Annotated in this window: 1 protein-coding gene; it reads right to left on the reverse strand. The window is 53.9% G+C overall.

All coding sequences use genetic code 11. The annotated features are described in order from the left end of the window. Positions 1-280: hydantoinase/oxoprolinase family protein (locus MXD62_RS08500; protein ID WP_285223996.1), on the reverse strand; the 280-nt coding region annotated here is incomplete at both ends.

The raw sequence follows: 280 nt of genomic DNA on the forward strand, positions 1-280 counted from the left end.
GTTTTAGAGTATTCATTGCGGATATCCGATTGCAGGAAGCCGAGGGCGGACAATACACCTGGCGTAGGCGGAACGATTACAGGGAATGAACCGGCTAGACGGCCTAAGGCATTGCCGTGCAGCGGGCCTGCACCACCTAAGGCCAGCAAGGCAAATTGGCGCGGATCATATCCTTTTTCCACAGAAACCACCCGGATAGCGCCGTACATGTTTTCGTTGACGATGTCGTAAATCCCCTTGGCCGCCCGGTATAGATCAATCCCCAGCTTTTCCGCGATTT

The organism is Frankia sp. Mgl5 (assembly GCF_023242985.1).
Lineage (GTDB): Bacteria > Actinomycetota > Actinomycetes > Frankiales > Frankiaceae > Parafrankia > Parafrankia soli.